Here is a 21,300-nt window from a genome sequence, read left to right on the forward strand (position 1 = left end):
CGGGTGCGGTCAGGGCCGGGTCACCGAGGAGACGGGCATCATCCCGACGGGGTCGTAGCGGACCCGGGCCCCGGGGTACGGGGCGTGCACCACCTGGCCGTTGCCGACGTACATGCCGACGTGGCTGGCGTCCGAGCGGTACGTCACCAGGTCGCCGGGGCGGGCCTGCGACAGCGGCACCTGCCGGCCGGCGTGCCGCTGGGCCTGCGAGGTGCGCGGCAGTGAGACCCCGGCCTGCCGGTACGACCAGACCATCAGCCCGGAGCAGTCGAAGCTGCTGGGGCCGGTGGAGCCCCATACGTACGGCCGGCCGACCGCGGCCCGGGCGGCCATCACGGCGGTCGCGGCGCGTCCGGAGGAGGGGCCGAAGGAGGACAGCTCGGGCAGTCCCTCGGGGCGGCCCGCGGAGCGCGAGGAGCGTTCGTAGTCGGCCCGCTCCCCCGAGGGCATGGCGTTGAGCAGCCGCCGGGCGGCGGCGAGCTTCGCGGTGACGGAGCTCTTGTGCCGGGCCACGTCGGAGCGCAGGGCGTCGAGTTCGGCGAGTTTGCGGGCTGCCTCCCGGCGCTCCTGGCCGAGTTCGCGCTGCTCCTCGCGGAGTTCGTCGAGCTGGCGGGCCTGGCGGCCGGTCAGCCGGTCGAGGGCGGCGGCCCGCTCCAGGTACGCGTCTGGGTCCTCGGACAGCATCAGCCCGACGGCGGGGTCGATGCCGCCGCTGCGGTACTGGGCTCCGGCGAAGGTGCCGAGGATGCCCCGCAGGGTGTTGATGCGTTCCTGGCCGCGGGCCACGGCGTCCTGGGCCCGGTTGACCTCGACGCGGAGCCGGTCGGCCTTCTCGCCCGCCTCGTTGAAGCGTTCGGTGGCCTGCTCGGCCTCCTCGAAGAGACGGTCGACCTGGGCGCTGATGCCGGTTCTCGTCCCGCCGCCGGGTTCGTACGGGAAGCCGGGTGCCGCGTTCGCGGGTACGCCCGTCATGGCGACCGCGGCGGTGGCCGCGGCGGCGGCGGTGAGGACGGTGACCTTCGTGCTCCGGTCGAGGCTGCCGAGCCCGGCCCGGCGATGGGACGCCACGTGAAACCGCTCCCTTCCGCTGTGCGGGGCCCGGGTCCGCCCTCCGTGGACGGCCGTGTGCCGGGTTCCGCGCTGGCAGACAGTAGCGGCGCGACCACGCACCGACCAACGACCGCCGGTGGGCGCACATGCCGACGCCCCGCAGGAGACGCAGGTCACCGGCGGGGCGTGTGGTCAGAGGGAGGCCGTGGAATTCGCCCGGATGGGCGGCGTGCGGCGCGTCCCGGACCGCGGGGCGGAGCGGATCAGCCGACGCGGACGCCGAACTGGAACGGCATGTTGTCCATGGACTCGTACTTGATGCCGCTGCGCGGGTTCGAGGCGTGCAGCGTCATGTTGTTGCCGGCGTAGAGGCCGACGTGGTGCAGGTCGCCGTAGAAGAAGACCAGGTCGCCGGGCTGCAGCTGGCTGCGGCCGATGCGGGTGCCGTCGTTCACCTGGGTGAAGGTGGTGCGGCTGATGTTGACGCCGGCCTGCTTGTAGGCCCACTGCGTCAGCCCGGAGCAGTCGTAGACCGTGGGGCCGGTGCCGCCGGACTGGTAGGTGAAGCCGAGCTTCGTCTTGGCGGCTTCGAGGGCGGCGCCGGCGCGGCCGGAGGCCTTGACGTTGCCGAGGTCGACGCGCTGGCCGTCGGCGCGACTGGCGCGCGACTCCTCGTCCTTGAGCGCCGCGCGCTCCTGCGTGGTCAGGGTGTTGAGGAGGGCCTGGGCCGCGGCGAGCTTCTCGGTGGAGACCTTCTTCTTCTCGCCGAGCTCCTTGCGGGTGGCGTCGAGGTCGGCGAGCTTGCCGGCGGCCTCCTGGCGCTGCTGCGCGAGGGTGCGCTGCTTGTCCTGGATCCGCTGGACCCCCTCGACCTGCTTGGCGCTCAGGTGCTCCAGGGAGGAGGCCTTGTCGAGGTAGCTGTCGGGGTCCTCGGAGAGGAGGAGCGCGAGGGAGGGGTCGATGCCGCCGCTGCGGTACTGGGCGCTGGCCATCGAACCGAGCGCGCTGCGGAGCTCGTTGAGTTCGCCCTGGCCGCGCGCGACCTGGTCCTGCAGCTGGCCTATCTCCTTCTCCAGCTTGTCCTGGCGCTCCTTGGCCCCGTTGAACTTCTCGGTGGCCTGCTCCGCCTCTTCGTAGAGCGCGTCGACCTGGCTCTTGACCTCGTCCTTGCTCGGCTTCGCCGGCGCGGCGGAGGCGCTCTGCGCGGTGAGGGCGACGGCCGCGGCCGCGACCGAGGTGAGCACGGTCACACGAGCGCGGTTCGGCTGCTTGGGTCGACGGTGGGACGCCACGAAGGCGAGCTCCTTCTTCCTGGGAGCCGCCGAAGAACGCAACTCGGCAGCACCTTCGCTGCCACCCCGAATGAGTGATCTACCGCACGAAGGTTTGAGCAGACCCTAGTGACCCATCTGTGATCAGTTCAAATCCTGCCGGGAAAAAACTCGCCGCCCGACCAGGTTCTTTACCTACAGCGCACGCTCTGTGCAGGTCACTTGACGGTGCGTCCCCCGCGAGTCCCACCAATTCGGGCATTGCGGCAAGGAGTTACGAAACGCGCGAAAGCCGCTTCAGCAACAATGCGGACGTCACCGGGCGCGCGCCCGCCTTGGCCACCCCGTCGGCGACCTCCCGGTCCGTGGAGACCACGACCACCGGCCGGCCGGGCGGCTCCGCGCGCACCAGCTGGCGGATCAGCTCGTCCGCCGTCACCCCGGCCTTGGAGAACAGCACCCGCACCCCGCGCGGCGGCGCGAGCAGCACCGGGGCCGCCAGTTCCGCCCCGTCGAAGACACAGGTCATCTCCGCGCCGGTCTGCGCGGCCAGCATCGACAGCCCGCCCAGCAGCCGCAGCCGCTGCTTCTCCAGCGGCATCGTCGGATAGCCCGTCTTGGTCACGTTGTAGCCGTCGACGACCAGATGGGCCTGGGGCAGCGCCAACAACTGGTCCAGCAACGCCGGATCGGTCTCCGAGAGGGCCCGCGCCGCGATGTCCTTCGGCGTCATCCGGCCCGGCTCCACCGCGTCGACCGTGTCGGCAGGGCGGGTGTTCACCGGCGGCAGGGCCAGCTCCCGGCGCAGCCCCTGGGCCGCGTCCAGCACGGTGTCCAGCAGCAGCCGCAGCCGCATGTCCTCGATGCTGCGCCCTTCGCGGGTGGCCCGGCGCGAGGTCTCCAACGCCGCCTCCACCTCCGCGAGACGGGCCTTGAGCCGCCGGGTCTCGCTCTCGGCGGCCGCCACCCTGGCGGCCGCGTCGCCGCGGATCCCGTCGATCTCCGCATTCACCTTGCGCAGGGCCGCGTCACCCCGCTTGACGTCGCTGAGGGCACTGCGCAGCTTGCGCTGAAGCGATTCCGCTTCCTTGCGGGCGGCGTCCAGTTCGCCCCGGACCTGCTCCCCGCCCGCACGCTGCAGCTCCCGCGCGTGGGCCAGCTCCTCGCGCAGCCGCTCCAGCTCGCGCCGGGTCTCCTCGCCGACCCGCTCGGCGTCGGCGCGCTGCGCCTCCTCGCCCGCGGCGGCCACCAGCTTGACCCAGCCGGCCGGGCGCAGGACGAAGGCGGCGGCCGCCACGTCCAGCGGATCCGCCGCGGCCGGGGGCGCGCCGGCCTCCAGCGCGGTGGCCAGGTCGGCCTGCGCCTCGCGCAGCTTCTCGGCGACCCGGCTGCGGAACACGGGGTCGGTCTCGACCGCCGCGGCCATGGCGTTGCCCGCGAACTTGGCGCGCCGGGTCGGGGTGAACCGGGCGTACTGGCGCAGCTGCGCCGGGAGGTCCGCGACCGTCAGCGCGCCGAAGGCATCCGAGACGAGCGCGACGACCCGGCGCCGCACGCCTTCCGGCAGCGGGTGGTCGAGCGCCTCGGCGGCGTCGCCGGCCGCGTCGGCCGGCTCAGCGCCGCTTGCTGGCTCCACAATCCGTCACCCCTACCGTGATCTTCCTGTGGGTGCGCCTCCGTCAGGAGTCCGCGCCCGGCCTGTCCACGAGCTCGATCTGGTCCACCGCGTTGCACCAGCGGCAGCGGACCGACTCGATGGTCTCATTGACCACCTCGCGCTCCTCGACCTTGGGCTCCCCGGCGAGGTCCAGGTGGACGTACTCCACGACCTTCGACGAACGGGTCACGTCGAAGCGCGTGAGATTGCCGCACAGGGTGCAGCGCCACCGGGTGGTGTCGGTCGGCAGGGGAACCGTCATCGGGCCGCTCTCTCCTTCGTAGCTGATTCAATTAAAGCCGCCCGCGCCGCCGTATGCGTCGTCCTGCGGACCGCAGCTCGTAACCCTACGGCCTGCCACCGCTTCAGGTGGGTCCGCTTGCGTCATGCTCTGTCACATGATCGTAAGGTGGCGGGCCGTTCGCGAGGCCGCCCGGGGACCGGTGGTCACCCATGCGCTGATCGCGGGCTGCGCGGTGGTGTTCCTGCTCGGCCCGGCCTCGGGGTTCAACCAGGCCTACGGCACGGGGGAAGAGCTGCTCTCCGCCGGAACGGCCTACTTCCGGCGCTGGGGCGTGGTCCCGGACGAGCTGTTCACGGGCGGGCCCCGCGCCTGGCTGACCCCGCTGACGGCGCTGTTCGTCCACGGCAGCTGGCTGCATCTGCTCGGAAACATGCTCTTTCTGTATGTTTTCGGCGCGATGGCGGAGGAACGGATGGGCCGCCCGGCGTTCCTCGCCTTCTACCTCTGTACGGGGTATCTGGCGATGGCGGCGTACGCGGCGGCCAACGCGGGCTCTCCGCAGACGCTGGTCGGGGCCTCCGGCGCGATCTCGGCCGTCCTGGGCGCCTTCCTCTTCCTGCTCCCGCGGGCGAGGGTGACGAGCCTCTTCCCGTTCCTCTTCTTCCTGCCGCTGCGGTTCCCGGCGTGGATGGTGCTGCTGTTCTGGTTCGCCCTCCAGTGGGTGGCGGCGCAGCGGGCCGACAGCGGGCCGGGAGTCGCCTATCTGGCCCATCTGGTGGGCTTCTCGGTCGGCTTCCTCTACGCGTGGGCCCGCTATCGGGGTACGACTAGAGTGAGGCGACCAGCGACGGCCACCGAGGGAGACAGCCAGCCGTGATCACCGCGATCGTGCTCATCAAGACCAGCGTGGACCGGATCCCCGAGATCGCCGAGTCCATCGCCGCCCTCGAGAACGTCAGCGAGGTCTACTCCGTCACGGGGACGTACGACCTGATCGCGCTGGTCCGCGTGGCCCGCCACGAGAACCTGGCGGACATCATCCCGGGCCGCATCAGCAAGATCCCGGGCGTCGAGGCGACGGACACCCACGTGGCCTTCCGCACGTACTCCCAGCACGACCTGGAAGCGGCGTTCGCGATCGGCCTGGACGCCTAGCGCCGGCTTGGGCGGCTCGGGCCGTCTGCCGGGGCGCTGCCCCGGACCCCGCGCCTCAATCGCCGGCGGGGCTGGATGGTGCGGGCCTGTCGGCCGGGGTCGGGGCGGGGGGCCGGGGCGGGGTGTCTCCTCGGCTCGCGCGGTACGGCATGTCTCGGCTGTGCTCGGTGGTGCGCGCTCGTCCTGCGGGGACACCCCGCCCCGTCCCCCCACCCCTCAGCCGCATGCCCACCGGGAAGACGGCCGGGTTCCCCCCGCCCGGCGGCGCAGGCTCTCCGGGAAGAGGGCGGGCCGTCGCTGTCGAAGCTCTGCCGTGGGGCGGGGACACGCAGGAGGGTCCCCGCAGGACGAGGCGCGACCATGGCCGTCTGGCCGAGACAGGGCCGCGCGCGCCGAGCCGAGGAGACCCTCGTGCGGGGCCCCGCCCCACCCCTCCAAGCCCCGCCGGCGATTGAGGCGCAGCCCCCGCGGGGACAGCCCGCACCACCAACCGCCGAGCACCCCGCAGGGGAAGCGGCGGCGCGCCCCGTCAGACGGCAGGGACGCAGCGGCCTTCCTCCGTGCGGTACTGCCACTTGGCTCCGGAGGTCACCAGTTCCCGCACGGCGCCGAGGAAGCGCTCCACGTGCTCGTCGGGGGTCCCGGCGCCGAAGCTGACGCGGATGGCGTTGAGGGAGCGCTCGCCCGGGGCGGCCTCCGGGGCTCCGCATTCGCCCTGGGCCTGCGGCTCGCTGCCCAGCAGGGTGCGCACCAGCGGGTGGGCGCAGAACAGGCCGTCGCGTACGCCGATCCCGTACTCGGCGGACAGCGCGGCGGCGAAGTGGGAGCTGTTCCAGCCGTCCACCACGAAGGAGATGACGCCGACCCGCGGGGCGTCGTCCCCGAAGAGGGAGAGGATCCGGACCGCCGGGACCTCCGCCAGGCCTTCCCGGACCTTCGCGATGAGCTGCTGCTCGCGGGCGACGAGGTTCTCGAAGCCGGCCTCGGTCAGGGCCTTGCAGGCCGAGGCGATGGAGTAGACACCGATGACGTTCGGGGAGCCGGCCTCGTGGCGGGCGGCGGTGGTGTGCCACTCGACGTCCACGCCGCCGTCCTCGCGCCGGGCCACCTTCCGGGAGGCGCCGCCGCCCGCGAGGTAGGGGTCGGCCTGCTGGAGCCAGTCGGCGCGGCCGGCGAGCACGCCCGAGCCGAAGGGCGCGTAGAGCTTGTGCCCGGAGAAGGCGACCCAGTCGACGTCCAGCTCCTGCACGGAGACGGGGTGGTGCGGGGCCAGTTGGGCGGCGTCCAGCACGATGCGCGCGCCGTGGGCGTGCGCGGCGGCGGCGAGTTCCCTGACCGGCCACAGCTCGCCGGTGACGTTGGAGGCGCCGGTGACGCAGACCAGGGCCGGTCCGTAGGGGTCGCGGTCGGCGAGGGCCCGCTCCAGGGTGGCGACGGCCTCGGCCGGGGTGCGCGGGGCGTTGAGGTAGGTGACGTGGGCGTTCGTCCACGGCAGCAGCGAGGCGTGGTGCTCGGTCTCGAAGACGAACACCTGGCAGTCGGCGGGGAGTACGGCGGCGAGCAGGTTCAGCGAGTCGGTGGTGGACCGGGTGAAGACGACCTGGTCGGTGGGGCGGCAGTCGAGGAACTCGGCGACGGTGACCCGGCTCTGCTCGAAGAGGTCGGTGGAGAGCTGCGAGAGGTATCCCGCGCCGCGGTGCACGCTGCCGTAGTACGGGGCGTACGCGGCCACGTCGTCCCAGACGCGCTGCAGGGCGGGGGCGCTGGCCGCGTAGTCGAGGGCCGCGTAGGTGACCTCGCCGCCGGTGACGAGCGGGACGGTGACGTCCCGGCCGAGGACCGCGAGCGGCTCGGCACAGGCGGGGTCGGCGGTGGCTGCGGCGGCGGTGGCGACGGCGGCGTTCAGGGATGCGGACATGGCGGTATCTCCCGGCAGGCAGGGCTGAATGGCTTCGGTGTGCCCGTACGCGGGTACGGCTCTGCGGCCGTCCGGGGTACGGGAGAGTCCTCGGACGCGCTGGGCGGGGGTACACGGAAGCGACCCTGGTCCGAGGGTTGAAGTGGGGGCGGAGTCGCCCTATCGCATTCGCTTGCTCACGGAAAAAGCTCCTCGAGAAGACCAGGACCCCTGGTGTCGAGGGATCCGCGCTTGCCGTAGGCCTTGCTGCCTACGACCTGGTCATCACCCGGGGCACCCCGCCACGGAAGGAGGGTTGCCGGACAGCAAGCCGGGGCCTAAACGCTGTCACTCGTGACCTGGTCAGCATCCTGCCACATGATCGCGCGTACGCAAGACCCCGGTCCGCATGGTGGACCGGGGTCGTCGTCCTCGCGCCGTTTCGGCCCAGACCGTCTAGGCGTTGCTGGCCGTCACCCAGCGCTCCAGGGCGGCTCGGGCCGCACCCGAGTCGATGGACTGCGCCGCCCGGGCGATACCGGCCGTGATCTGCTCTTCCAGGGTGCCCGGGCCCGGGTCGAGGGCGACCAGGGCCGCCGCCGAGTTCAGCAGGACGGCGTCGCGGACCGGGCCGGTCTCGCCGGCCAGCAGGCGGCGGGCCACGTCCGCGTTGTACGAGGGGTCCCCGCCGGCCAGGGCGGAGACGTCGACCAGGGAGATGCCCACGTCACGGGGGTCGAAGGCCTGCTCGGAGACCTTGCCGTCGCGGACCCACCAGACGCGCGAGGTCGACGTCGTGGTCAGTTCGTCCAGGCCGTCGTCACCGCGGAAGACCAGCGCGGACGAGCCGCGCTCGGCGAGCACGCCCGCGATGATCGGGGCCATCCGGGGATCGGCCACGCCGGTCGCCTGGGCGCGTACCCGGGCCGGGTTGGTCAGGGGGCCCAGCGCGTTGAAGAAGGTCCGGATGCCCAGTTCCTTGCGGGCCGCGGCCACATGGCGCAGTGCCGGGTGGAACTTCACGGCGAAGCAGAAGGTGATGCCGGCCTGCTCGGCGACCTCCACGACCCGTTCCCGGCTCAGGTGGAGGTTCACCCCGAGCTTCTCCAGGACGTCCGAGGAGCCGCTCGCGGAGGACGCGGCCCGGTTGCCGTGCTTGACGACCTTGGCGCCGGTCCCGGCCACCACGACGGCCGACATCGTGGAGATGTTCACCGTTTTGGCCCCGTCGCCGCCGGTGCCGACGATGTCCACCGTGCGGCCCGGCACCTCGATGAGGTTGGCGTGCGCGTACATCGCCCGTACGAGGCCGTTGATCTCCTCGACCGTTTCCCCCTTGGCCCGCAGCGCGACCGTGAAGCCGGCGATCTGGGCGTCGGTGGCCTCCCCCCGCATGATCCGGTCCATGGCCCAGGCGGTGTCCTCCGCGCGCAGGTCCTGGCCGGTCAGCAGGGCGTCGAGAACGCCCGGCCAGCCACGGGCCGCCACGCTGTCGCCGCCTGCCGGGGTCGCAACGTTCATGGTCCGCTCCTGCTGTCGGTGGAGGATTCCACGTCTGATCGGTCAGGGTTCAGCCTATCCAGCCCCGGTTACGGCAAAGAGCCCCGTCCAGACACTGGACGGGGCTCTCGCCGTGGCGACACCAGGACTGACCGGAATCAGTCCCTCATGCGTTCATGCGGGGATCAGTGGTGGCCGTGGCCGGACTGGATCTCCTTGTACTCCTCCACCGTGGGCTTCGGGATCTGGTTGCCCTCGGCGTAGAAGCCCTTGCTGAGCTTCGCGCGCAGCTTCTCGGTGGCCTTCACCTTGCGCTCGACACCGTTCTCGTCGACCGTCGGGCCGATCTCGACGGGCTTGTACTGCTCGTGCGCGGTGAGGGTGTGCAGCTTGCCCTGCGGGAGCGGCTCGTGGACCTCGACGAACTCACCGTGCGGCAGACGCTTGATGATGCCGGTCTCGCGACCGTGCAGCACCTTGTCGTGGTCCCGGCGCTGGAGGCCGAGGCAGATCCGCTTGGTGACGATGAAGGCGAGGACCGGGACGACGAAGAAGCCGATCCGGACGAACCAGGTGATCGAGTTGATCGACAGGTGGAAGTACTGGGCGAACATGTCGTTGCCGCCGCCGATGAGGAGCACGATGTACTCCGCGATCCAGGCGACACCGAAGGCCGTACGGGTCGGGACGTTGCGCGGGCGGTCCAGGATGTGGTGCTCGCGCTTGTCCCCGGTGACCCAGGACTCGATGAACGGCCAGACGGCGATCGCACCGAGCACCAGCGGGAAGAGCAGCAGCGGGATGAACACGCCCAGGACGAGCGTGTGGCCCCACATGTTGATCTCCCAGCCGGGCATGGCTCGGATCAGGCCTTCCGGCATACCCATGTACCAGTCGGGCTGCGCGCCGGTGGACACGTTGTCCGGGCGGTACGGGCCGAGCGCCCAGATCGGGTTGATCGAGGCGATCGCCGCGACGGCCGCGATGACACCGAAGACCAGGAAGAAGAAGCCTCCGGCCTTGGCCATGTAGACCGGCAGCAGCGGCATGCCGACGACGTTGTTGTTCGTCTTGCCGGGACCCGCGAACTGGGTGTGCTTGTGGTAGAAGACCAGGATCAGGTGGGCCACGAGCAGGCCCATCATGATGCCGGGCAGCAGCAGGATGTGCACCGAGTAGAACCGTGCGACGAAGTCGCCGCCCGGGAACTCCCCGCCGAACAGGAACATCGACAGGTACGTGCCGACGACCGGGACGGACAGGATGGCGCCCTGCATGAAGCGGACACCGGTACCCGAGAGCAGGTCGTCCGGCAGCGAGTAACCGGTGAAGCCGGTGAACATGCCGAGGACCAGCAGCAGGAAGCCGAAGATCCAGTTGACCTCACGCGGCTTGCGGAACGCGCCGGTGAAGAAGACGCGCATCATGTGCACGACCATGGCCGCGACGAAGATCAGCGCCGCCCAGTGGTGGATCTGACGGATCAGCAGGCCACCACGGACGTCGAAGCTGATGTCGAGCGTCGAGGCGAAGGCCTCGGACATCATGACGCCCTGCATCGGCACGTACGAGCCGTGGTACACGACCTCGTTCATGCTCGGGTGGAAGAACAGCGTCAGGTACACACCCGTGAGGATGATGATGATGAAGCTGTAGAGGCAGATCTCACCCAGCATGAAGGACCAGTGGTCCGGGAAGATCTTGCGCATGTTGGCCTTGGCGAGGCTGTAGATGCCCAGGCGGCCGTCCGCCCAGTCAGCTACGCGCTCGCCGGCCGGCGCTTTGCGCTCGTTGTTGACGCTGGTGCTCATCCGCGCTCCCAGAATGCAGGACCGACGGGCTCTTCGAAGTCGCCGAGCGCTTCGAGGAAGCCTTCGTCATTCACGCCGATCCGCAGCTGCGGAAGCGCGTGACCGGCCGGGCCGAAGATGACACGGGCGCCGTCGGAGAGGTCGAAGGTGGACTGGTGGCACGGGCAGAGCACGTGGTGCGTCTGCTGCTCGTACAGGCTGATCGGGCAGCCGACGTGGGTGCAGATCTTGGAGTAGGCCACGATCCCGTCGTGGGACCACTCCAGTTCCTTCTTGTCCTTGATGTCCTCCGGCTGAATGCGGACGATCATCAGGGCGGCCTTGGCGATCTGGACCTGGAAGTCGTGCTGCTCCTCCTCCAGGCCTTCCGGCATGGCGAAGGTGAGCGAACCGACGAGGACGTCCTCGGGACGCAGCGGCTCCATCGTGTTCTGGTTGATGAGCAGCTTGCCCTTGGCCCACAGGGTCTTGCGCAGCTTGTCCTCGGGCAGCGGGCCCAGGTCGCGCATGATCATGACGGCGGACAGCGGCAGCATGGCCAGCGCGCCCAGCATCGTGTTGCGGATCAGGGGACGCCGGGCGATGCCGGACTCGTTCGCGCCGTCGGCGAAGTCCTGCAGGACCTGCGCCTTGACCTCCGGCGGAGCGGCGATCTCGTGGCGCTCGGCGGCGACCTCGACGTCGGACATCAGGGTGCGGGCCCAGTGGACCGCGCCCGCGCCGATGCAGAAGAGGGCCACGCCCAGGGTGATGCCCAGCGAGAAGTTGAGCGCGCTGACCTTCCCGATGGGGAAGATGTAGACGATCTTGTCGACCGGGAAGATCACGTAGGACGCGATGAAGGCGACCGTCGCCAGCATCGACAGCGTGAAGAGCATCGCGACGGTGCGCTCGGAGCGCTTCGCCGCCCGCTCGTCGATGTCCTGGATGCGCGGCTTGTGGACCGGCAGGCCCGGGTCGGCGAACGGGTCGTCCGCGACCGCTACGCCGTGGTGGGCGTCGCCCTGCTCGCTCGGCAGGTGCTTGTCTTCGGGAATCTCTTGGCTACTCATGACTTCTTGGCCTTAGCGGTGTGGGCCGCGACCCAGACGGCGACAGCGATCAACGCACCCAGGGCGAAGATCCAGCCGAACAGACCCTCGGAGACGGGGCCGAGGCCACCGAGCTTCAGGCCGCCGGGGCTGGTCGACTTCTCGCCGTTGACGTTCTCCAGGTACGCGATGATGTCCTTCTTCTGCTTCTCCGGCATGGTGCTGTCGGGGAAGGAGGGCATGTTCTGCGGGCCGGTCTGCATGGCCTCGTAGATGTGCTTCGGCGAGACGTCCTCAAGGTTGGGGGCGTACTTGCCGTTCGTCAGCGCGCCGCCTTCGCCGGTGAAGTTGTGGCACTGCGCGCAGTTGTTGCGGAAGAGCTCACCACCGTTGGCGATGTCGGCGCCCGCCGGGTCGTACTGCTTCGCGGTCGGCGTGATCGGACCGGCACCGAGGGACGCGATGTACGCGGCCAGCTGGTCGATCTGCGCCTGGTCGTAAATGACGGGCTTCTTCGGCACCTGGGCGCCGGGCTGCTGGGCGGGCATGCGGCCCGTGCTCACCTGGAAGTCGACGGCCGCGGAGCCGACGCCGACCAGGCTCGGGCCGTCAGAGGAACCCTGACCGCCGGTTCCGTGGCAGCTTGCGCAACCCACGGCGTAGAGCTTCTTGCCCTCCTCGATGGCGAGGGACTGGGCGGTTTCATCGGCCTGCGCCTTGCCCGCGGGGGCGAAGGCGGCGTACAGCCCCCCAGTGGCCGCCAGCGCGAGGAGTAGAACGACGACCGCCGCCAGCGGATGGCGTCGTCGTGCGGAGAGCTTTTTCACGGATTACCCCGGTGTCAGGATCTTCTGCGTCGGTGTGTCTGGATGGAGTGCCGGGTCTTGCCCGGTGACGTGTTCGCTACTTGATCAGGTAGATCGTCGCGAAGAGGCCGATCCAGACGACGTCGACGAAGTGCCAGTAGTAGGACACGACGATGGCCGACGTGGCCTGTTCGTGGGTGAACCTCTTGGCCGCGTACGTCCGGCCGAGGACCAGCAGGAAGGCGATGAGACCGCCCGTCACGTGCAGACCGTGGAAGCCGGTGGTCAGGTAGAACACCGAGCCGTAGGGGTCAGACGAGAGGGACAGGCCCTCATGCTTGACCAGCTCGGTGTACTCGAACACCTGGCCGCCAATGAAGATCGCACCCATGACGAACGTGATGATGAACCACGTCCGGAGCTTCTTCACGTCACCGCGCTCGGCGGCGAATACGCCGAGCTGGCAGGTGAGCGAGGAAAGCACCAGGATCGTCGTGTTCGTCGCCGAGAAGGGCAGATTCAGGGCGTCGGCCTGTTCTGTCCAGAACTCGGGACCCATCACGGATCGCAGGGTGAAGTACATCGCGAAGAGGGCCGCGAAGAACATCAGCTCGGAACTCAACCAGATGATGGTTCCGACGCTGACGAGGTTCGGCCGGTTGACCGTCGGGTGCGCGTGCCCGGTATCTACTGTCGTTGCTGTCGCCACGACCGACATTATGTCGGTCGCTTATCCCGCCCTCACCCCGGGGGGTGCCGTTCGGAGTGTCAGGGGCGTGTGCAAGGCCCGAACGGCCCATCAGATGAGCCCTGCGCGCGGTCACCTGCGACATGTTCGAAGCGATGTTGACGGCGCAGCGGGAGGAGTAGCATCCCGCGCAACATCAACGTGATTCACGGCCACGTGGAGGAACGAAATGCGGGCGACTGCGCGGGTTCTGGTCTACAGCGATGACGCGGGCACCCGGGAGCAGGTGCGGCTGGCGGCAGGACGCAGGCCCGCCGCGGACCTGCCGCCGGTGGAGTTCCTGGAGTGCGCGACGCTGCCGGCGGTCCTGACGGAGCTGGACGCGGGCGGTGTCGACGTGTGCGTGCTGGACGGCGAGGCGGTTCCGGCCGGGGGCATGGGGGTGTGCCGGCAGATCAAGGACGAGATCTTCCGGTGTCCGCCGGTGCTGCTGCTGATGGGGCGCCCCCAGGACGCCTGGCTGGCCACGTGGAGCCGCGCGGACGCCGCCGTGACCCTTCCGGTGGACCCGGTGGAGTTCGCGGACACCCTGGCGGGCCTCCTGAGGACCCGTCTGTCCCTGGACGCCTGATACACCCCCTCAGGGGCCCCTGTGGGCCTCTGAGGGAGCCGTACGGGTGAACGGGCCGGTAACTTCCCCTCCCCCCGGACGCCGTCCGGAGGGAGGGACCGGCACCGGCTAGACGGTGGGGCGCAGGCGGGCCTGGTCGACCGGGCTGCGGCCTTCCTGGGTGCCCTTGAGCAGGGCGCTGCCCTGGCGCCAGTCCTTCCAGTCCATGTTCCAGTCGCCGAAGCCGTTGCCGAAGACGTCCATGTCGTCGCCGATGCTGTTGATCACCTGGACGATGTCGCCCTCGGTGATGTTCTCGTAGAACCAGGCGGCGTTGCCGGTGCTCATGCCCGTGCAGCCGTGGCTGACGTTCTCGTAGCCCTGGGAGCCGACGGACCACGGCGCGGCGTGGACGTATTCACCACTCCAGGTGACGCGGGTGGCGTAGTAGACGGGCAGGTTGTAGTACTCGCTGCCGCCGATGCCGACGGTGTCACCGCGCATCTGTACGAAGTACTGCTTGCCCAGCACCACCTTGATGCCGTTGCGGGTGGAGAAGCCGGGCTTGCCGGTGGTCACCGGGATGGTGTTGATCACTTCTCCGTTGCGCTTGAACGTGAGGTAGTGCGAGGAGGCGTCGGTGGTGACCTCGACCCGGTCCCCGATCTCCAGCTTCAGCGGCTTGGCGACGGCGCCGTGGAGCTCGTCGGTGATCCTGACGCCTTCCAGGTTGCTCCGTACGGAGACGGCGGAGTTGGCGGGCCAGTAGTCCTTGGGCCGGTAGTGGAGGTTCTTGTCGTCCACCCAGTGCCAGGCGCCCTCGACGCCGGGCGGGGCGTCGACGACGAGGCCCCGTTCCACGATGGCGCGGGCGGCCTTGTCCTTGACCGGCTCGCTGAGTTCGGCGGTGATGGGCTGCCCGACGCCGTACTTGCCCTCGTCCGGACCGAATTCGACCTTCAGGATCCCCTTGGACGGGGTGGTGTCGAAGGTGAGCGTGCGCTGGCCGGGGGCGCCCCGCTCGTCCTCGGTGCTCACGATGACCGTGTAGCGGACGCCTGAGGCCATCGGGGTCGTGCTGTGCCAGCGGTCCCCCTTGGCGCTCAGTTCGCCCGCCAGGCGGCGGCCGTGGGTGTCCACGGCCAGCACATCGGTGATCCGGCCGCCGCTGCTCTTGGCGGTGATTTCGAGGGGCCGGTCGGGGTTCACGGGGCGCTTGCCGGCGCTCTGGTTGAAGGCGACCTGATCGCCCGCGTCGTACGGGCGGGCTGACAGCGGGTTCTTGTCGCCGGACCCGCATGCGGTGGCGCCGGCCCCGAGGGACGCGACCAGCAGGGAGCAGCTGAGTACCGTCCAAAGACGCGGTGAGTGCTTCATGGAGCCAACGCTATGAAGATATGACAAATCCGGCGCGCGGGGTGACTGCAAACGAGGGGCCCGGGCTCCTCCCGAAGGAGGGGCCCGGGCCCCTGGTGCTCCGCGGCGGGGCCGCGAAGGTGCTGCTACTGGTTCTGGTTCTCACCGCGGTAGTACTCGTACACCCAGCCCCACAGGCCGATCATGATGATCGGGGCCGAGAAGTACATGAGCCACCAGCCGAAGACGACGCCCAGGAAGGCGAGCGCACCGCCGATGCCCAGCGAGAGCGGCTGCCAGCTGTGCGGGGAGAAGAACCCCAGCTCGCCCGCCTCGTCGGCGACGTCGGCCTCCAGGTTGTCCTGGGCCATCTCGTCGACACGCTTGGCCGTGAAGGCCAGGTAGTAGCCGATCATGACGCTCAGGCCGAAGGCCAGGAAGAGCGCGGTGGTACCGACGGGCTCCTTCGACCACACGCCGTACACGACGGCCATGATCAGGATGAAGAAGGAGAGCCAGAGGAACATCTTGCCCTGGATCTTCACTTGTCGGCCTCCTTGCCGCCGGTGACGGCCTTGGCGGCGACGCTGTGGTCCTCGAGGTGGTCGAGGGCCGCGATCTCAGGGTGGTGCAGGTCGAACGCCGGGGATTCGGAACGGATCCGCGGCAGGGTGAGGAAGTTGTGCCGCGGCGGCGGGCAGGACGTCGCCCACTCGAGCGAACGGCCGTAACCCCACGGGTCGTCGACCTCGACCTTCTTGCCGTACTTGGCCGTCTTCCAGACGTTGTACATGAACGGCAGCATCGACAGGCCGAGCACGAACGAGCTGATCGTCGAGATCGTGTTCAGCGCGGTGAAACCGTCGGCGGCGAGGTAGTCCGCGTAACGACGCGGCATGCCCTCGGCACCCAGCCAGTGCTGCACCAGGAAGGTGCCGTGGAAGCCGATGAACAGCGTCCAGAACGTCATCTTGCCGAGGCGCTCGTCCAGCATCTTGCCCGTGAACTTCGGCCACCAGAAGTGGAAGCCGGCGAACATCGCGAACACCACGGTGCCGAAGACGACGTAGTGGAAGTGCGCGACGACGAAGTACGAGTCGGAGACGTGGAAGTCCATCGGGGGCGACGCCAGGATGACGCCGGTCAGACCACCGAAGGTGAAGGTGACCAGGAAGCCGATCGTCCAGAGCATCGGGGTCTCGAAGGACAGCGAGCCCTTCCACATGGTGCCGATCCAGTTGAAGAACTTCACACCGGTCGGTACCGCGATCAGGAAGGTCATGAAGGAGAAGAACGGCAGCAGCACACCACCGGTGACGTACATGTGGTGGGCCCACACGGTCACGGAGAGGCCGGCGATCGCGATCGTCGCGGCGATCAGGCCGATGTAGCCGAACATCGGCTTACGGCTGAAGACCGGGATGATCTCGGAAACGATTCCGAAGAACGGCAGCGCGATGATGTACACCTCTGGGTGCCCGAAGAACCAGAAGAGGTGTTGCCATAGCAAGGCTCCACCGTTCGAGGCATCGAACACGTGCGAACCGAACTTGCGGTCGGCCTCCAGCGCGAAGAGCGCGGCGGCCAGCACCGGGAAGGCGAGCAGGACCAGAACACCGGTCAGCAGCACGTTCCAGGTGAAGATCGGCATGCGGAACATCGTCATGCCGGGTGCGCGCATGCAGATGATCGTGGTGATGAAGTTGACTGAGCCGAGGATGGTTCCGAAGCCGGAGAAGGCCAGACCCATGATCCACATGTCGGCGCCGATGCCCGGCGAACGGACCGCGTCCGACAGTGGGGAGTAGGCGAACCAGCCGAAGTCGGCGGCGCCGTTCGGCGTGACGAAGCCGGCCACCGCGATGGTCGAGCCGAAGAGGTACAGCCAGTACGCGAACATGTTCAGCCGCGGGAACGCCACGTCGGGCGCGCCGATCTGCAGCGGCATGATCCAGTTGGCGAAGCCCGCGAAGAGCGGGGTGGCGAACATCAGCAGCATGATCGTGCCATGCATGGTGAACGCCTGGTTGAACTGCTCGTTCGACATGATCTGCGTGCCCGGACGGGCCAGCTCGGCGCGCATGAAGAGCGCCAGCAGACCGCCGATGATGAAGAACACGAACGACGTGACCAGGTACATCGTACCGATGGTCTTGTGGTCGGTCGTGGTCAGCCACTTCACGACCACGTTGCCCGGCTGCTTGCGCCGCACCGGCAGCTCGTTCTCATACGAGTCGGCGGCGGCACCCTGGGATTCGTTGAGGATGCTCACAGTTTGTTCACTTCCGCATTCCGGGCCGGGTCGGTCTGCTGGATACCGGCCGGGAGGTAGCCGGTCTGACCCTTCTCCGCCAGATCCTTCAGGTACGCCCGGTACTCCTCGGGGGAGACGACCTTGACGTTGAAGAGCATCCGGGAGTGGTCAACGCCGCAGAGCTCGGCGCACTTGCCCATGAAGGTGCCGTATTCGGACGGGGTGACCTCGAAGACGTTGGTGTGGCCCGGAATGACGTCCTGCTTGAACAGGAACGGGACCACCCAGAAGGAGTGGATCACGTCGTTCGACGACAGGATGAAACGGACCTTCTCGCCCTTGGGGAGGACCAGGGTCGGACCCGGGTTGCCCGTCTGGGGGTTCCGGTCGTTCGGGACACCCTTCTGGTAGACGCCCTCGGCGCCCGCCGGGAAGTCCTTGGTGAAGCGGTCCGGGATGGAGGCAAGCTCCTTGGGGACCGCGCCCGCCTTCGGGGTCGCAGCGTCGCCGTCGACGTTCTCGATGTAGTTGAAGCCCCAGCTCCACTGGAAGCCGATCACGTTGATCGTGTGCGGCGGCTTCGGGGTGAGGGCCAGGAGCTTCGACTCGTCACGAGCGGTGAAGTAGAAGAGCACCGAGACGATGATGAGCGGGACCACGGTGTACAGCGCCTCGATGGGCATGTTGTACCGGGTCTGCGCGGGGACCTCGATCTTCGTCCGGCTGCGCCGGTGGAAGATGACGCTCCAGATGATCAGGCCCCACACGAGGATGCCCGTGACCAGCGCGGCCGCCCAGGATCCCTGCCACAGGGAGAGGATGCGCGGCGCCTCCTCGGTTACCGGAGTCGGCATTCCGAGGCGGGGGAAGTCTTTCCATGTATACGAGCAACCAGTGGCGGTCGCCAGGACCACGCCCGCAGTCAGCGCCTGCAGCAGCTTCCGCCGCATCGGGCGCCGCGGCGAGCGGTCGGAGCCGTAGGGACTCACGTAGCGCCTTCCCGAGAGTCTCGGCCCGCGCGGCCGGCCGCGGCCGTGTTCGGGTCGGTCGCCGGCCCTGACGCAGGCAGGGGTTTGGATGTTTATGCGGACCAAACCCTACTGGACGCTATTTGGGGTCGCGCGGGGAGGGTGCCCAACGCGCCGCTACTGCCCCCGAAGGGATGGATCCGCCGTCCGGGGGACGGCGCGAATGGCCCTGAATGGCGGGCTCCGGAGCACATCTGACGCCCCCTGACCTCGAACGCTCCGGGCTGGAGCTAGCGTGGCCGGATGCCGTACTTCGACAGCGCGTCCGCCGCTCCCCTGCACCCCGTGGCCCGCCAGGCGCTGCAGGCCTCCCTGGACGAGGGCTGGGCCGATCCGGCCCGGCTCTACCGGGAGGGCAGGCGCGCCCGGCTGTTGCTGGACGCGGCGCGGGAGGCCGCCGCGGAGGCGGTGGGATGCCGGGCCGACGAGCTCGTGTTCACTCCTTCGGGGACGCACGCGGTTCACACGGGGGTGGCGGGGGTCCTCGCCGGGCGCCGACGCGTCGGAGCTCATCTGGTCGTATCGGCGGTCGAACACAGTTCGGTATTGCACGCGGCCGAGGTGCACGGGGCGCGCGGCGGGACGGTGACCGAGGTCCCGGTGGACCGGTGGGGTGCGGTGACGCCCGCCGGCTACGCGCAGGCGCTCGTCCCGGAGAGCGCCCTCGCCTGCCTCCAGTCGGCCAACCACGAGGTGGGCACGGTCCAGCCGGTGGCGGAGGTGGCCGAGATCTGCGGGGCGGCCGGGGTGCCGCTGCTGGTGGACGCGGCCCAGTCGCTGGGCTGGGGTCCGGTGGAGGGCGCCTGGTCCGTGCTGACGGCGAGCGCGCACAAATGGGGCGGCCCGCCCGGGGTCGGCCTGCTGGCGGTCCGCAAGGGCGTGCGCTTCTCGCCCCAAGGACCCGCGGACGAGCGGGAGTCGGGGCGCTCCCCCGGTTTCACGAACCTGCCCGCGATCGTCGCCGCGGCGGCCTCCCTGCGGGCCGTACGGGCCGAGGCGGACGCGGAGGCGGCCCGGCTGCGGGTCCTGGTGGACCGCATCCGGCGGCGGGTGGTGCGGCTGGTCCCGGACGTGGAGGTGGTGGGCGATCCGGAGCGGCGGCTGCCGCACCTGGTCACCTTCTCCTGCCTGTACGTCGACGGGGAGACGCTGCTGCACGAGCTGGACCGGGCCGGTTTCTCGGTCTCCTCCGGCTCCTCGTGCACGAGCTCCACGCTGACCCCCAGTCACGTGCTGCGGGCGATGGGCGTGCTGTCGGAGGGGAACGTACGGGTGTCCCTGCCGCCGGGGACCCCGGCGGAGGAGGTCAACGCGTTCCTGGAGGCGCTGCCGCGCGCGGTGGCGGACGTACGGGACCGGCTCGGCGTGTCGGAGCCCCCGGCGGTGGCGCCGGTGGCGGACTCGCTGGAGCTGGACGCGCTGGGGCTGCGGTGTCCGCAGCCGGTGATCGAGCTGGCCCGCGCCATCGTGACGGTCCCGGTGGGCGGGACCGTCACGGTCGTCTCCGACGACGAGGTGGCCCGGCTGGACATCCCGGCGTGGTGCGCGATGCGGGGGCACACCTATGTGGGCGAGACCCCGCGCGAAACCGGCACGGCCTACACGGTCCGCCGAGCCCTGTGACCGGGCCCGCACCCATCCGGCTTCGCCGGGCGAGTTTCAGCCCCTCCGGCTGCGCCGGGCACGCCTCCGCCTCGGCCGGGCAATCCCAGCCTCGTCGGCCAACCCGGCTCCGCCGACCAATCCAGCCCGGCCGGAGCCGAACCCAGCCCCTCCGGCGTTTGAGGAGCGGGGTCTGGGGCGGAGCCCCGGGGAACCCGGCTCCGCCGGGCACCGGGCTCCGCCCGGGCTCGGCCCCGGTGGGCGAGGATGGGCCCGGGCCCAGACGGCGGCGGGATCAGGCGAGGTGGGCGCGGACTTCCGCCGCGGCTTCGTCGCCGTAGGCCTTGGTGAAGCGCTCCATGAAGTGGGCACGGGCCAGCGTGTACTCCTGGGTGCCCAGGGTCTCGATGACCAGCGTCGCGAGCATGCAGCCCAGCTGCGCCGCCCGCTCCAGGCCGACGCCCCAGCCCAGACCGGTCAGGAACCCGGCGCGGAACGCGTCGCCGACACCCGTCGGGTCGACCTTCGCGGTCTCCTCCGGGCAGCCGACCACGATCGGGGCCTCGCCGACGCGCTCGATCCGGACGCCGTTGGAGCCCAGCGTGGTCACGCGGGTGCCGACCTTCGAGAGGATCTCCTCGTCGGTCCAGCCGGACTTCGACTCGATGAGGCCCTTCTCGTACTCGTTCGAGAACAGGAAGGTCGCGCCCTCCATCAGGGTGCGGATGTTGTCGCCGTCCATCCGGGCGATCTGCTGCGAGAAGTCGGCGGCGAAGGGGATCCCGCGCGTGCGGCACTCCTCCGTGTGGCGCAGCATCGCCTCGGGGTCGTCCGCGCCGATCAGGACCAGGTCGAGCCCGCCCACCCGGTCGGCGACGGCCTTCAGCTCGATCAGCCGGGCCTCGCTCATCGCGCCCGTGTAGAAGGAGCCGATCTGGTTGTGGTCGGAGTCCGTGGTGCACACGAAGCGCGCGGTGTGCAGCACCTCGGAGATCCGGACGGACTCGGTGTCGACGCCGTGCCGGTCCAGCCAGGCGCGGTACTCGTCGAAGTCGGAGCCGGCGGCTCCGACGAGGATCGGGCGGATGCCGAGCTGCCCCATACCGAAGCAGATGTTCGGGCCGACCCCGCCCCGCCGCACGTCGAGGTTGTCGACGAGGAAGGAGAGGGAGACCGTGTGCAGCTGGTCGGCGACCAGCTGGTCGGCGAAACGGCCGGGGAAGGTCATGAGGTGGTCGGTGGCGATGGAGCCGGTGACTGCGATGCGCACGGCGTGGACGCTCCTGCTGAGGACGGCGAGGGACAGTCAAAACTACCCGGTAAGCGGCCCTCGGCTGTAC

General features: G+C 69.8%; 19 protein-coding genes and 1 riboswitch. Of the genes, 4 read left to right on the top strand and 15 right to left on the bottom strand.

Annotated elements, in window-relative coordinates:
- Window positions 1-9 precede the first annotated feature (9 nt).
- The 4 genes from ACXNSR_RS11540 to ACXNSR_RS11555 form a co-directional block, all read right to left on the bottom strand.
- On the bottom strand, window positions 10-1,068 hold the full coding sequence (locus tag ACXNSR_RS11540) for a C40 family peptidase (RefSeq protein WP_458641978.1): 1,059 nt from the start codon (window positions 1,066-1,068) through the stop codon (window positions 10-12).
- Window positions 1,069-1,313: 245 nt separating this feature from the next.
- A complete protein-coding gene (locus tag ACXNSR_RS11545) occupies window positions 1,314-2,342 on the bottom strand; it encodes a C40 family peptidase (RefSeq protein ID WP_458641979.1) in 1,029 nt (342 codons plus the stop codon).
- Window positions 2,343-2,595: 253 nt separating this feature from the next.
- Complete coding sequence (locus ACXNSR_RS11550; RefSeq protein WP_458643274.1) at window positions 2,596-3,960, bottom strand: NYN domain-containing protein; 1,365 nt, start codon at window positions 3,958-3,960, stop codon at window positions 2,596-2,598.
- 40 nt (window positions 3,961-4,000) lie between these two features.
- A complete protein-coding gene (locus ACXNSR_RS11555; protein ID WP_008738811.1) occupies window positions 4,001-4,240 on the bottom strand; it encodes a hypothetical protein in 240 nt (79 codons plus the stop codon).
- Between the two features lie 136 nt (window positions 4,241-4,376).
- On the opposite strand from ACXNSR_RS11555, the gene ACXNSR_RS11560 reads away from it, so the two are divergent.
- Both ACXNSR_RS11560 and ACXNSR_RS11565 read left to right on the top strand, forming a co-directional pair.
- On the top strand, window positions 4,377-5,099 hold the full coding sequence (locus tag ACXNSR_RS11560; RefSeq protein WP_458641980.1) for a rhomboid family intramembrane serine protease: 723 nt from the start codon (window positions 4,377-4,379) through the stop codon (window positions 5,097-5,099).
- On the top strand, window positions 5,096-5,377 hold the full coding sequence (locus ACXNSR_RS11565; protein WP_030013053.1) for an Lrp/AsnC family transcriptional regulator: 282 nt from the start codon (window positions 5,096-5,098) through the stop codon (window positions 5,375-5,377). The genes ACXNSR_RS11560 and ACXNSR_RS11565 overlap by 4 nt, the downstream gene beginning before the upstream one ends.
- Window positions 5,378-5,906: 529 nt before the next feature.
- Here the strand turns inward: ACXNSR_RS11565 and ACXNSR_RS11570 are convergent.
- From ACXNSR_RS11570 to ctaE, 6 genes are all read right to left on the bottom strand, one after another.
- Window positions 5,907-7,295: an aminotransferase class V-fold PLP-dependent enzyme gene (locus ACXNSR_RS11570; RefSeq protein WP_458641981.1), complete on the bottom strand. Its 1,389-nt coding sequence runs from the start codon at window positions 7,293-7,295 to the stop codon at window positions 5,907-5,909.
- Window positions 7,296-7,517: 222 nt separating this feature from the next.
- Window positions 7,518-7,634: riboswitch (SAM riboswitch) on the bottom strand.
- 96 nt (window positions 7,635-7,730) lie between these two features.
- Window positions 7,731-8,795, bottom strand: a complete 1,065-nt coding sequence (gene trpD, locus ACXNSR_RS11575) for an anthranilate phosphoribosyltransferase (protein ID WP_458641982.1) — start codon at window positions 8,793-8,795, stop codon at window positions 7,731-7,733.
- 164 nt (window positions 8,796-8,959) lie between these two features.
- Complete coding sequence (qcrB, locus tag ACXNSR_RS11580) at window positions 8,960-10,585, bottom strand: cytochrome bc1 complex cytochrome b subunit (RefSeq protein WP_458641983.1); 1,626 nt, start codon at window positions 10,583-10,585, stop codon at window positions 8,960-8,962.
- Entirely contained in the window at window positions 10,582-11,637 is a 1,056-nt protein-coding gene (gene qcrA, locus ACXNSR_RS11585; protein WP_458641984.1) for a cytochrome bc1 complex Rieske iron-sulfur subunit, read from the bottom strand. Before qcrA ends, qcrB begins: the two co-directional genes overlap by 4 nt.
- Window positions 11,634-12,443: a cytochrome bc1 complex diheme cytochrome c subunit gene (qcrC, locus tag ACXNSR_RS11590; RefSeq protein ID WP_458641985.1), complete on the bottom strand. Its 810-nt coding sequence runs from the start codon at window positions 12,441-12,443 to the stop codon at window positions 11,634-11,636. Before qcrC ends, qcrA begins: the two co-directional genes overlap by 4 nt.
- 76 nt (window positions 12,444-12,519) lie before the next feature.
- Window positions 12,520-13,140 carry an aa3-type cytochrome oxidase subunit III gene (ctaE, locus tag ACXNSR_RS11595; protein WP_384395869.1) on the bottom strand — a complete coding sequence of 207 codons (621 nt, stop codon included), beginning with the start codon at window positions 13,138-13,140 and terminating at the stop codon, window positions 12,520-12,522.
- Between the two features lie 199 nt (window positions 13,141-13,339).
- Here ctaE and ACXNSR_RS11600 point away from each other — a divergent pair, with 199 nt between their 5' ends.
- Complete coding sequence (locus ACXNSR_RS11600) at window positions 13,340-13,741, top strand: hypothetical protein (protein WP_458641986.1); 402 nt, start codon at window positions 13,340-13,342, stop codon at window positions 13,739-13,741.
- Window positions 13,742-13,849: 108 nt separating this feature from the next.
- On the opposite strand, the gene ACXNSR_RS11605 is transcribed toward ACXNSR_RS11600, so the two are convergent.
- The 4 genes from ACXNSR_RS11605 to ctaC all read right to left on the bottom strand — a co-directional run bounded on the left by ACXNSR_RS11605 (window position 13,850) and on the right by ctaC (window position 18,319).
- A complete protein-coding gene (locus tag ACXNSR_RS11605) occupies window positions 13,850-15,097 on the bottom strand; it encodes a L,D-transpeptidase (protein ID WP_458641987.1) in 1,248 nt (415 codons plus the stop codon).
- 125 nt (window positions 15,098-15,222) lie between these two features.
- On the bottom strand, window positions 15,223-15,621 hold the full coding sequence (locus ACXNSR_RS11610) for a cytochrome c oxidase subunit 4 (RefSeq protein ID WP_033221882.1): 399 nt from the start codon (window positions 15,619-15,621) through the stop codon (window positions 15,223-15,225).
- On the bottom strand, window positions 15,618-17,348 hold the full coding sequence (gene ctaD / locus ACXNSR_RS11615; RefSeq protein WP_458641988.1) for an aa3-type cytochrome oxidase subunit I: 1,731 nt from the start codon (window positions 17,346-17,348) through the stop codon (window positions 15,618-15,620). Before ctaD ends, ACXNSR_RS11610 begins: the two co-directional genes overlap by 4 nt.
- Window positions 17,345-18,319 carry an aa3-type cytochrome oxidase subunit II gene (gene ctaC / locus ACXNSR_RS11620; protein WP_458641989.1) on the bottom strand — a complete coding sequence of 325 codons (975 nt, stop codon included), beginning with the start codon at window positions 18,317-18,319 and terminating at the stop codon, window positions 17,345-17,347. The genes ctaD and ctaC overlap by 4 nt, the downstream gene beginning before the upstream one ends.
- Window positions 18,320-18,601: 282 nt before the next feature.
- On the opposite strand from ctaC, the gene ACXNSR_RS11625 reads away from it, so the two are divergent.
- On the top strand, window positions 18,602-19,981 hold the full coding sequence (locus ACXNSR_RS11625; protein WP_458641990.1) for an aminotransferase class V-fold PLP-dependent enzyme: 1,380 nt from the start codon (window positions 18,602-18,604) through the stop codon (window positions 19,979-19,981).
- A gap of 274 nt (window positions 19,982-20,255) precedes the next feature.
- On the opposite strand, the gene ACXNSR_RS11630 is transcribed toward ACXNSR_RS11625, so the two are convergent.
- The gene (locus tag ACXNSR_RS11630) at window positions 20,256-21,230 is read right to left on the bottom strand and encodes a carbohydrate kinase family protein (RefSeq protein ID WP_327385881.1); all 975 of its coding nucleotides are present in this window, start codon (window positions 21,228-21,230) and stop codon (window positions 20,256-20,258) included.
- Between the last annotated feature and the right edge of the window lie 70 nt (window positions 21,231-21,300).

It is taken from the genome of Streptomyces sp. NC-S4, from assembly GCF_054353315.1.